Origin of the sequence: Terriglobus tenax, assembly GCF_025685395.1 — a bacterium.
Lineage (GTDB): Bacteria > Acidobacteriota > Terriglobia > Terriglobales > Acidobacteriaceae > Terriglobus > Terriglobus tenax.
Genome location: NZ_JAGSYA010000004.1, coordinates 1,998,791 through 2,011,193, shown reverse-complemented (window position 1 = coordinate 2,011,193; position 12,403 = coordinate 1,998,791). Strand labels below are relative to the sequence as shown.

The window sequence follows — 12,403 nt, the reverse complement described above, 5'->3', positions numbered from 1 at the left end:
CGCTGCTCTCACACACGATTAAAAAATTCGTTGTTCCTGCGGAGGAGAGCCACATGGCCATCTTCCCTCTTTCTTCCAGGCGGACCAGCTTTCTGTAGCGCTCAGTCTCCGTCACCCCAGCAGCACCGGATCAAAAAAAGAACCACGGGCCCCAGTGTCACGAATCATCGTTATCGATATCGTGCGCGAGGCAGCTCTCTATCTGACCTGTTTCTGTGAGGTATTTCCTGGCATGAAGACATTCCTTCGCTCCCTGTTTCTCCTCGTTGCATTGGCTGTGGTGGCAACCGCGGCCCGCGCTCAACAGACCGGCTTTACCGGAAAAATCACGGACGCTCAGGGAGCGTCCATTGCGGGCGCCACGGTGGATGTCACGCGTGTCGGCGGCGCTACCTTCCACGCCATTACGAACTCTGAAGGCATCTACCTGGTGCCGTCGCTGGTAGCCGCGGATTACGAGGTGATGGCCTCGGCTTCTGGATTCACGCCGGTCAAAAAGCCCGTCACCCTGCTGGTGGGCCAGTTGGTCACCCTTGACCTGTCGCTGCCCGTTGCGTCCACCACCACCTCGGTCGTGGTGGAAGGCGAGTCGGTCGCCATCGATACCACCTCGTCGGTTGTGGCTGGCAATGTAACGCCGCAGGAAGTGCAGGGAGTACCCATCAACGGCCGCAATTACATGTCGCTGGCCACGCTGGTTCCGGGCATCAAAATCAACGCCGTCACCTCGGACGTGCCGGTCGGCTCGGCATCGGAGTCGGGCAAGTTCCTCATCACCATGGACGGCCTGCAGGTCTCGCAGGACACCGCCGGCGCCAGCTTCGGCCAGCCGCGCTTCTCGCAGGACGCCATCTCGCAGTTCCAGATCATTACCAACCGCTTTGACGCCACACTCGGCCGTTCCGCCGGTGTGTATGTCAACTCGCAGTCCAAGTCCGGCTCCAACAGCTACCACGGTGGAGCCTTCGGCTACTTCCGCAACGACTCGCTCAATGCTCCCGATCCGGTCGCCAAGCGCGTTTTGCCCTTCAGCGATCAGCAGTTCGGCGGCACCATGGGCGGCCCCATCAAGAAAGACAAGCTCTGGTTCTTCGGATCGTATGAAGGTGAGCGCAAGCCGGACACCGCCACCACGGTCAACCTGGTCACAAACGCCGCCTTCTCCCATCCCAACACGCTGCGCGTCAACGAGTACCTGGGACGCGGCGACTACCAGATCAACGACAAGAACCGCCTCTTCCTGCGCGGCGACGGCTTCACCTACAAGAGCGATTACCTGGGCGTAAGCGGCAACGCCGATCCCTCGCGCGCCTACCAGGGAACCCGCACCAGCTATGGCTATGTGGCCGACTGGAACTCGAACCTGACGCCCAACATCGTCAACGATCTCCGCGCCGGCTTCCACCATTTCGGCTGGCAGAACCTGCCCTACACGCAGTCGATGGAGATCATCTTCTCCAACATCACCGTCGGCGGCCCCTACAACTACCCGCAGATCTTTGCCCAGAACAGCCAGGACTACCGCGATGACGTCTTCTGGCTGAAGGGCAAGCACTCGGTCAAGTTCGGCGGGGAGTACATCTACACCGGCCACGGCGGCTTCTTCCAGCAGAACGTGCGCGGCCGCATCAATCCCTGCTCCGCTTCCATCAGCGCTGCGCAGTACAACAGCATGTTCCCTAACGGAACCTCGGACTCCACGACCTGGAATTTCACGGCGATCAACTCCATCTGCGGATCCAACGCGACCTACATCCAGGGCTTCGGTAACTTCACCGTGGACGTGCCGCGCTCCATCTTCGGCTTCTGGTTCCAGGATGACTGGAAGATCCTGCCCCGCCTTACGGTCAACCTGGGCGTGCGCTACGACAACGACTTCGGCGCCTTCACCGGCGGACCCAAGCTGACCAACGGCCTGCTGGCTCCGCAGGGCAATGACAATAACAACTTTGCTCCGCGCGTCGGTTTTGCGTGGGACCCGATGGGCAACGGCAAGACCAGCATCCGCGGCGGCGCCGGCCTGTACTTTGCCGACATCTCCGCCAACCAGATCATTGACCAGCAGATCTTCAACGGCCAGTCCACCATTCAGGCTTCGGTGACGGGTACGCCTGCCAGTCCCATCAACTTCTCCAACCCCTTCAACGGCGGCAACCCGGCCACCAACCCCTCGGCATACGCCCAGGCGGTACAGCCGCTGGCCAAGGACGCCAAGGTGCCCTACGCCCTGCAGCTCTCCTTCGGTGTACAGCGTGAGCTGCCATGGAAGACGGTCATGAACATGGACTTCGTTCATACCCGCGCCTATGACGACTGGATCCGCCTGAACGGCAACTTCCTGGTTGACCCCGCCAACGCGCAGCGCAACCTGAACCCCAACTCGACCCTGTCCTCCAGCGTGACCCGCGTCTGCGGCAACGGTTCGGTCGCTCTGGATACCATCGGCACCTACGGCAGCACAACGCGCCAGGTCTGCAACCAGAGCTTCACTTCGGTCTCGCAGTTCTTCACGCCGGGCGGCGCGGGCAGTATCTATGACGCCCTGCAGCTTGGCATCAAGCACTCCACTACAGCTGGTTTTACCGGCGCTCTGGCCTACACCTGGGCACGGACCAAGAACTCCACCGAGGGCCCGTTCTACTACCCCAACAAGCCCTTCGCCTCCGGCATCAAGGATGAGTGGGCCAACGGCACCGACGATCAGCGCCACTCCCTCACCCTGAATGGCGAGTACAAGTGGAAGTACGGTCTCTCCCTCAGCTCGCTCTTCCGCTTCGGCTCGGGTCTCGCGTATGGCACAGCCACCGGAACCGCTTCCCCCAACGGCGGAACACCCTCCTTCAACCGCACCGTGGCCGCGGGCACCACGCCTATCCAGGCTGGTACTACCTGCACCACTTCGCCGTGCCTCTCGGTCTATGCGCCGGTTTCGAAGTTCTACTACGACGCCAGCTACGGCTACTACGTCATGGCGCGCAACGCCTTCCGCGGACGTGCCTATGAGCGCATCGACAGCCGCCTGCAGGAAGCCTTCCCCATCGGGGAAAAGGTCAAGGCCATTGTCGCTGTTGAGGTCTTCAACCTCTTCAACCACTTCAATCCCTACAGCTACAACACCAACGCCAACTCCTCCGCCTACGGTGCGCCCACGGCAGCCGGTGGCAGCGGCTTCCTGGAGTTTGCTCCCCGTCAGCTCCAGTTCATTGGCCGCATCAGCTTCTAACAATCACCCTCGTTGCCCATCCATCGCGCTTCTGCGATGGGTGGGGCAACGAGCAAAGCGAGACCCGTTGTCATCCTGAACGAAGGGAAAGACTTGCTTCTCTTTACAGGATGTAAAGTTTCATCTATCCACGCAGTGCGTCTCTCAAAAGACGCACTGCGTTCTCCCGTTCAAGGAGCTTTCAAGGTTCATGCGTCTCTCCGTCCTCGCATCCGCTGCTCTGTTCCTCTCTGTCTCCGCCTTCTCTCAGGCTGCCAAACCTGCCGCAGCCAAACCGGCAACCGCCGCCGCATCGAAGACAAAGATCATCACCATCCACGAAGGCACCAACATGGCCTCCACCGTCTCGCCGGATGGCAAGACGGTCATCCTCGATCTGCAGGGCATTCTCTACTCGCTGCCCATTGCGGGCGGTAAGGCCAGGCAGCTCACCACGCCTTTCGATGAAGCGGCGTATCCGAACTATGCGCCCGACGGCAAGACCGTCATCTTCCAGTCCTACGCCGGCGGCACCTTCCACGTATGGAAGATGAACGCCGATGGAACGGCACTGAAGCAGGTCACCACCGGCCACGGTGACGATCGCGAGCCGCGCATCTCGCCCGACGGCAAGACCATCGCCTTTGCCTCTGACCGCGACTTCAAGGGCTCTTACGACATCTGGACCGTTCCCGTCGAAGGCGGCGAGCCGAAGCAGATCACTACCGGCGCGAACGATGAGTTCGAACCCGGCTGGACCCCCGACGGAAAGATCGTCTACGTCGCAGCCGTCGAGGAAGAGATCATCCCCGGCATGCGCGTCGCGACCGGCCGCCAGGTCATCCAGATCGATCCGAAGACACTGGACAAGAAAGTAGTCGCCGAAGTGAAAACCGGCCGCATTGACTCGCCCTCGGTCTCTCCCGACGGCAAGCTCTCCTACGTCTACTTCTCAGGCGGCGGACAGACGCTCTATCCCTCGAAGCTGATTGTCGACGGCAAGCCCATCAGCGACAAGTACGACGACGCTTTCCCTTTCCAGGCTGCATGGCTCTCGCCCACCACGCTGCTTTACACCGCCAACGGCAAGCTGGTGAAGGCCGACCTCGCCGCGAAGTCTGAGACGGAGATTCCCTTCACCGCCGACGTGAAGTCCATCCGCCCCATCTTCAAGTCGAAGGACTATCACTTCGACTCGAAGCTGCCGCGGCAGGCGCTCGGTCTTTACGGCCCGGCGCTCTCACCGGACGGCAAGCAGGTGGCATTCGTTGCGCTCAACCAGCTCTATCTGCTCACCATCGGCAACCCAACGCCTAAGGCGCTGACCAGCGACAGCTTCTACAAGCAGGGACCCATGTGGTCGGCCGATGGCAAATGGATCGCCTACGTGTCGGACAAGGACGGCGTCGAGAACGTCTACCTGCTCGACCCGAAGACCGGCGCGGAGCTGCACCCCTCGCCCTCAAAGACCACCGCGCAGATCTTCCCCGCACTCTCTCCCGATGGCAAGTGGTTCACCTCGCAGGACCAGGCCGGAGCCACGCACCTCACCGAGATCGCCACCGGCAAGGACTCTATCGTTGCGCCGGCCACTTTCTTCCCGGGCCGCGCCAGCTTCTCCACCAACGGCAAAACGTTGGCTATCGCCACCATTCATCCCTACACCAAGCGCTTCCGCGAGGGCACCAGCGACATCCTCCTCGTCGATATCGCCACCAAAAAAACAAGCTGGCACAAGCCCGCTCCGTTTGAGTCGGTCACCACTCGTACGGAAGACGGCCCCATCTACTCGCCGACAGGGAAGGAGATGGCCTTCGTTCTCTCGGACCTGCTGGCCGTCATGCCCGTCGACGCAGACGGCACGCCCTCCGGCAAAGCCGAGTACCTGAACAACGAGGTCACCGACGCGCCAACGTACTCCGGCGATGGATCGAAGATCCTCTACCTGAACAATGGCAAGCTGAAGCTTCTCGATCGCAAGACCAAGGCCATCACGCCTGTCGCTGTGAACCTGAAGTACACGCAGGAACAGCCCACCGGCTCTACCGTTATCCACGCCGGAAAATTCTGGAAGGGCAGCGGTCCGGACTCGCTGAAGGATGTCGATGTGCTGGTCACGGGGAATCGCATCGTCTCGGTTACGCCGCATGGCACAGCCAAGCTGCCCATGGAAGCCAAAGTGATTGAGGCTCCCAACTCTACCGTGATGCCCGGTCTGTGGGAGAACCACTCCCACCCCAACTCCGACAACTCCATCTACTACGGCGACCGCATGGGCCGCCTGTGGATGGCCTACGGCATCACCACGCTGCGCGACATGGCCGACAATGCCTACCGCGCGGTGGAGGAGAAGGAAGCCTTCATCTCCGGCGCTGCCGTCGGCCCGCGCCTCTTCGCCACCGGCGAGGCCGTGGACGGCGAGCGCGTCTACTACCCCATGATGATCGCCACCACCAGCGAAGCGCAGCTGCAGCGCGAGTTCCAGCGCCTGCATGCCCTCGACTTCGACTTCCTCAAGCTCTACGTGCGCCTGCCGTTCACATGGATGAAGAAGGGGGACGACTTCGCGCATAACGTGATGGGCGTGCAGACCGCATCGCATTACCTCATCCCGGCCGTGGCTGTCGGCAACGACGGCATGAGCCACGTCTCCGCCACGGCCCGTACCGGCTGGGCGTATTCCCGCTCGCTCACCGGCTTCAGCTACTCGGACGTGCAGCAGCTTGAGGCCGAGTCCGGCATGTGGACCATCTCCACGCTGCTGAACCAGAGCATCATCGGCAACTGGCCCAACATGGCAGACGATACCCGTTACAACATCGCTCCGCCATGGGAGAAGACCCGCCTCCTCAACGCCCGCAATGCAGCGGTGAAGACACCCTCCACCGCCAGCGAAGACCGCGTCATGCGCGAGGAGTCCACAGTGAAGGGAGTGCTCGATCGCAAGGGCCTCTACATCGGCGGAACCGACTCACCGCTCGACCTACCCTCCACCTCGCTGCACCTGAACCTGCGCAGCCAGGTGAAGTACGGCCTGGCCCCGTGGCAGGCGCTTGAGACCGTCACAAGCATCGCCGCGAAGGCAGCCCTGCTGGACAAGGACCTGGGCACTCTGGAAAAGGGCAAACTCGCCGACCTCATCCTGGTCGACGGCGACCCGCTCACCAACATCAACGACGTCATCAACGTGCAGTGCGTGATGACCAACGGCCACCTGCGTTCCGTGGCAGAGATCGCAGCGCCCTTTGAAAAGCTGACCGCCGGCGCCAATATGTGCAAGTAGTGGGACGGTGTGATGGTTCAACAACAGAAGGCCGGCTCAATGCCGGCCTTCTGCTTTTCTTGTCTTTGTCATCCAGTAAGGATCTGTCGTTGCGGCAGCTACTTCTTCTCTGTCATCGCCACATCCTCACCATCCACGCGCGGCTGCAGCACAACACCTTCATAGCTTGTAGCCCCTGCAAGTCGATCCCCCACCGGCCTTACCTGGCGAAGAATCCATCCGGCGTCCCAATGGGTCACCTTCATGTCCTGCGTATTCAGCGCAAACACCAGCGTGTCCGGGCCGTTGGAGGTCACCAGCAGGCGGCTCCGAGCGCCGTCGAAGTACAGCGCGTTCACGTTCGGCACAAACATGTCCTTGTGCACCTGCCAACTAGCGCCGTCATCCTGCGAGTAGTACACGCCTTCGCGTCCGCCAACCCACATGCGGCCCGTGTTATCCACCGCCGTTGCGGAGATCGCCGTCAGCCCGTTCGGCAGGCTCACCGTACGGAAGTTCTCGCCGCCGTCGGTTGAGAGCAGCACCTGGTTGGTCGCCGCGGCCAGCACGCGCTCTCCCTGCGCGGCCACGCTGCGGAACGGCATACCTGCCGCCGTCCTCACATGCTTCCAGTTGTGGCCATCATCGATGGACTCAACCACGCCGTCCTCGCTGGTCGCAATCATGGTCTTGTCCGTCGCCGTGAAGGCGTCCACGCGCGAGGCTGTTTCGATCGCGGGCTTTGGCTTCGGCTGCTTCACCTGCACGGTGATTACCTTGCGTCCGCGCTTGATGGTCTTCGGTGGAATCGGTTCCGGCTGCAGCGGCAGCGTCATGCCGGAGGGCTTCCACGTATCGCCCTCCATCCGGAAGATGCCATGCGCCGTGCCTGCCAGCAGGGTTCCCTGTGGAGTCTGAGCCAGCGCCAGAACGTCGGCTCCATTCAGACCCGCACTCCTCTGCTGCCAGTGCTGGCCGCCATCGCTGCTCATAAAGACGCCGCCCGCGGTCTTGTCATTCAGCACGCCCACATACAATTGCTGCGGATTCTTCGCGTCCTGCATCATGGCCGTGATCTGCCGCGTCGAAAAGCCGTCATTGGACTGTGCAAAGCTGCGTCCGCCATCGGTAGAGAGCAGTACGCCATGCCGGTCCGTCGCCAACAGGACACGGTTGCTATCGGTCGGGTCAATGTTCACGTCGTTCACAATCCACGCTGCATCGCCGTTGCGCTGAAAGGCCTGCCCTGCGTTCTCCGTGCGCCAGATGCCTTCTGTCGTTCCCGCAAACACCACGTTCGGCTGCTTTGCATCTTCCATCAGCACACGCGTGCGACGCGCGGATGCGGGAATGCCCTGCACCTTGGTAAAGCTAGCGCCTTTGTTCGTGCTGCGATAAATCCCCGAACACGCCGATAGATACACGTTCGACTCGTTCACCGGGTCCACGATGATGGAGAACACATCCGAGTCATCGATGATGCCCTGCGTCATCTTCGTCCAGTTGGCTCCGCCATCGGTGGTCTTCCACGGCAGGTGCCATGTCCCGGCGTAGATGGTTTTCGGGTCCTTGGGATCGATGGCAACCGACTCCACCTCGTGAATTTCCTGGTTCTCCATCGGAGAAATGCGGTTCCAGCTCTCCCCGTTATCCGTGGAGCGGTACACGCCATCCAGCGCGCCCGCAATCATGGTCTTCGGTTCAGAAGAAGCCATGCTCAAGGCGCGGATCGAGTGCCCCGCCATCTGCGGGTTTGCTGCCCATGTCTTCCCGGCATCGTGCGAAACGTAGATGCCGCCATCGGTCTTGCCCAGCACCCATGCCCCCAGCACCATGTGCTTCGGCTCGGCCGGGTCCACCAGAATGTTATCCAGGGCCAGGTCGTCCCGCTTGTCGATCTGTCCCAGTCGCTCCCACTTCCGCCCGCCATCATGGGACTCATACAAAGCTCCAAAAGCCGTGCCCAGGTAAAGATGGTTGTGGTCGGAAGGATCCGTCACCAGCGCGCGCGCATCACCGCCGCCAGGGCCATAGGGTATCCAGGGAAGCTTGGCTGAGGTCTGGGATAAGGTCTGGGCTGTAAGGGAAGAGGCTGCAACGGCCAGCAGCAGGGTACTGAGGTATTTCATCACAAGGGCACTCCGGTACGACAGCGTCTATGGATGTCCCCATCGCAAAGCCGCGTTGCCCCGCTTGTTTTCATGCCATGAAGGCAACCTTTCGGCAATGTGCAGTTGCCATCCAACCCCTGCAACCTGCCCTTCAGCCTGCTACTGTCCCCATCCGGCCATCCCCCTATCCCACCATCCGGCCCTCCTGTGTTCCAATCAACACAAGAGGAACAGCATGTCAGAACGTCCAGATTTCGATCCATCGACTCTCGTCATCCACTCCAATCGCTCGTACGAGATGCAGTCGAACTCGATCCTCTTTCCCATCCATCAGACTGCCACCTACATCCATGAGTCGGTCGGCGTCACCAAGGGCTACGGTTATTCGCGTGGAGCCAACCCCACCGTCAACGCCCTGGAACAGGCCATCGCCGCCATTGAGAACACGGCCACCGCGCTCTGTTTCCGCTCCGGCATGTCCGCCATCCATACGCTGTGTATGGCCATCCTCAAGGCAGGCGACCACGTCATCCTGTCCGACGTTATCTACGGCGGCACCATGCGCCTGTTCCACCAGGTGCTCGGCAACTTCGGCATTCAGTACAGCTACGTCGACACCTCCAGTCCCGAAGCGGTTGAGGCTGCCATCAAGCCCAATACCCGCCTCGTCTTCATGGAAACGCCCGCGAACCCCACGCTGAAGATCAGCGATATCCGCGGTGTCTCCGCAGTGGCGCACAGGCACGAGAACATCCTCGTCGCCGTCGACAACACCTTCCTCACGCCGTTGCTGCAGGACTGCCTCAACCTCGGCGCGGATGTGTCCATGCTTTCGACGACGAAGTACATTGACGGCCACAACGCCACCATCGGCGGCTCGCTGGCCACGCATGACGAGAAGCTGATCGAGCGGCTGCGCCTGGTCCGCAAGACCATCGGCAGCATCCAGACTCCGTTCGATAGCTGGCTCGCCCTGCAGGGCATCAAGACGCTTCCCGCCCGCCTTCACTTCCACTGCGCCAACGCCAAGATCGTCGCCGCATGGCTGGAAGCCAATCCCCGCGTTGCCAGGGTGAACTACCCCGGCCTCGACTCCTTCCCGCAGAAGGCTCTCGCCGCCAGCCAGCAAAGCGACTTCGGCGGCATGTTGAGCTTTGAACTCGATGCTTCCACTGAGGACTCGCTCAAGTTCATGAACGCTCTGAAGCTCTGCACCTGCGCCGAATCGCTTGGATCGGTCGAAACGCTGGCCACCAACCCGGCCACGGCCTCGCACTGCGACCTGACGAAGGAGGCCCGCGAAGCCCTCGGCATCAATGACCGCCTCATCCGCCTCTCCGTCGGCCTCGAAGCCCCCAAGGACCTGATCCGCGATTTCGAGCAGGCCTTCGAAGCCGTCTTCGGTAAGTAAGAAACAAGCCGGGTGCCCATATCTGCACAGCAGATGTGGGCCTCCCGCTTTGCGCAGCCGCTTACTCCTGTTTGTCATCCCGACCGCAGTGAAGCGAAGTGAGGGACCGGCATTTGCCTTTCTTGCCTTTTGTCATCCTGAAAGGATCTGCTTCTTCCCTCACGGTATGGGGAGTACCGTCAGGGCACGGCTTCAGCCGTGCCGAAACAGCTCGATAAAACAAACCATGGCCGGCCTCGATAGCCGGCCGCCATGTAGCCTAACAATAGCCATGAAATTCGCCACCAGGCTCGTCCACTTCAACGCCGCTCCCGGCGACCCGCTGCACCCCTCCAACACCCCTATCTACCAGACCGCGACCTTCGCGCAGGAGGAAGCCGACGCCTTCGGTAAGTTCGATTACTCGCGCTCCGGCAATCCCACCCGCAAGGTGCTGGAAGACCAGGTAGCAGCTCTCGAACAGGGCACGCGTGGCTTTGCCTTCTCCAGCGGCATGGCCGCCATCGCCACCGTCACGCACCTGCTCTCCGCAGGCGACGAGATCGTCGCCGACTACGACCTCTACGGCGGAGCCTCGCGCCTCTTCGGCAAGGTCATCGGCCGTGCCGGGCTTACGGTCAGCTTCGTCGACGCGCAGGACCTCGCCGCCCTCGAAGCCGCCATCACGCCGAAGATAAAACTCGTCTACATCGAGTCACCCACCAACCCTCTGCTGCGCATCCTCGACATCGCGGCCATCTCTCAGATCGCGCACCGCCACAACGCCCTGGTCTGCGTCGACAGCTCCGTCATGTCGCCCTACCTGCAGAACCCGCTCGTCCTCGGCGCGGACATCGCCCTGCACTCCGGCACCAAGTTCCTCTGCGGCCACTCGGATGTGACGGCCGGCGTCATCGCGGTCCAGGACGAGAAGCTGGCGCAGGATATCTACTTCCTGCAGAACGCCGAAGGCACCGCACTCGCCCCGTTCGACAGCTACCTCCTGCTGCGCGGCCTTAAGACACTCAAGCTCCGTATGGATGCCCAGCAGGCCAGCGCCCTGAAGGTCGCCCAGTTCCTGGCAGCACATCCCAGAGTCAGCGAAGTGAACTACCCAGGCCTGCCCACGCACCCCGGCTACGAACTCCAGAAGAAGCAGGCCACCGGTCCCGGCACGCTACTCACCTTCCGCGCCGGCTCCCGCGAAGCCGCCAAGCGTATCGCCGAACAGACCGAGTATCTGAAGATCGCCGTCAGCTTCGGCAGCGTGAACTCCACCATCAGCATTCCGGCGGCGATGTCCCACGCCAGCGTCCCCGCCGAACACGCCCGCCAGATTCCGGACGACCTGCTCCGCCTCTCGCTCGGCATTGAAGACGTGGACGACCTGCTCGCCGCCCTCAACGCTTCGCTCTAATCAGCCACTACACCGGGTGCCCCATTCATGCGAAGCATGAGTGGGACATCGCGCAAAGCGCTGCTCATGAGAACACTCAGTCGCTCAGTGTATGGTGCGGATATGGCGAAGATCGCAGTCATCGGCCTGGGAGCCATCGGCTCCGTAACCGCGGCGGCCCTGGAGCAGACCGGGCAACACCAGCTCTTCCTGTGCACGCGCAGGCCGCTTGCAGGCCTGCAGGTGGAAACCCCGGCAGGAGTCATCACGGTGCAGGGCAGCAACCTGACGGAGCCCTCGCAGGCTGCGCCAGTGGACTGGGTCGTCATCGCCACCAAGGCGTATGACGCCGAATCGACCGCCACGTGGTTCGCCGGTCTGTGCGGCGCGCAGACCAGGGGTGCGGTTCTGCAGAACGGCGTGGAACATCGGGAACGCTTTTCTCCATGGCTTGCTGCCGAACGGCTTCTGCCGGTCATCATCGACTGCCCGGCAGAGAAGCGCTCGGATGGTTCCGTGCTGCAGCGGGCATGGGCCCGCATGGCGGTCGAACAGACTCCGCTCGGGCAGCAGTTCGCCAGCCTGTTCCACGGCAGCGGCGCAATCACGGAGCTGACCTCGGACTTTACGACGGCGGCCTGGAAGAAGCTCTGCCTCAACGCGCAGGGCGCGCTCTCCGCCATCACAAAGCTGCCCAACCGCGTGATCGCGGTTCCTGGCATGGAGGCCATCGCTCTGGACATGGTGCAGGAGTGTGCCGCCGTTGGCCGTGCCGCCGGGGCCGCAATCGAAGAAGAATTTCCGGCCCAGGTGATCGCAGGCGCCAAAGCCGCCGCGCCGGAGGGTGTGAACTCCATGCTGGCGGACCGCCTGGCCGGCAGACAGATGGAGATTGACGCCCGCAACGGCGCCATTGTCCGCTTCGGACAGCGCCTGGGAGTGCCCACACCGTTGAACGCAATGGCCGCCGCCCTTCTGCAGGCCGTGCAAAATGCCTGAAACAGGAAATTTGTTCCAGGTAATCCACCACTCCCGGCCATAT

Annotated in this window: 6 protein-coding genes; 5 read left to right on the top strand and 1 reads right to left on the bottom strand. The window is 61.9% G+C overall.

Annotated features, from left to right (window positions below; translation table 11 throughout):
* Positions 1 to 232 precede the first annotated feature (232 nt).
* Both OHL13_RS13870 and OHL13_RS13865 read left to right on the top strand, forming a co-directional pair.
* Complete coding sequence (locus tag OHL13_RS13870; RefSeq protein ID WP_263410720.1) at positions 233 to 3,223, top strand: TonB-dependent receptor; 2,991 nt, start codon at positions 233 to 235, stop codon at positions 3,221 to 3,223.
* Positions 3,224 to 3,413: 190 nt separating this feature from the next.
* Positions 3,414 to 6,485: an amidohydrolase family protein gene (locus OHL13_RS13865; RefSeq protein WP_263410719.1), complete on the top strand. Its 3,072-nt coding sequence runs from the start codon at positions 3,414 to 3,416 to the stop codon at positions 6,483 to 6,485.
* 98 nt (positions 6,486 to 6,583) lie between these two features.
* On the opposite strand, the gene OHL13_RS13860 is transcribed toward OHL13_RS13865, so the two are convergent.
* Positions 6,584 to 8,593, bottom strand: coding sequence for a WD40/YVTN/BNR-like repeat-containing protein (locus tag OHL13_RS13860; protein WP_263410718.1), 2,010 nt, complete (start codon positions 8,591 to 8,593; stop codon positions 6,584 to 6,586).
* Positions 8,594 to 8,810: 217 nt separating this feature from the next.
* Between OHL13_RS13860 and OHL13_RS13855 the strand changes: the two genes are divergently transcribed.
* The 3 genes from OHL13_RS13855 to OHL13_RS13845 all read left to right on the top strand — a co-directional run bounded on the left by OHL13_RS13855 (position 8,811) and on the right by OHL13_RS13845 (position 12,360).
* Positions 8,811 to 9,986 carry a trans-sulfuration enzyme family protein gene (locus tag OHL13_RS13855; RefSeq protein WP_263410717.1) on the top strand — a complete coding sequence of 392 codons (1,176 nt, stop codon included), beginning with the start codon at positions 8,811 to 8,813 and terminating at the stop codon, positions 9,984 to 9,986.
* Between the two features lie 271 nt (positions 9,987 to 10,257).
* On the top strand, positions 10,258 to 11,382 hold the full coding sequence (locus OHL13_RS13850) for a trans-sulfuration enzyme family protein (RefSeq protein ID WP_263410716.1): 1,125 nt from the start codon (positions 10,258 to 10,260) through the stop codon (positions 11,380 to 11,382).
* A gap of 102 nt (positions 11,383 to 11,484) precedes the next feature.
* Positions 11,485 to 12,360, top strand: a complete 876-nt coding sequence (locus OHL13_RS13845; RefSeq protein ID WP_263410715.1) for a 2-dehydropantoate 2-reductase — start codon at positions 11,485 to 11,487, stop codon at positions 12,358 to 12,360.
* The last annotated feature ends 43 nt before the right edge of the window (positions 12,361 to 12,403 follow it).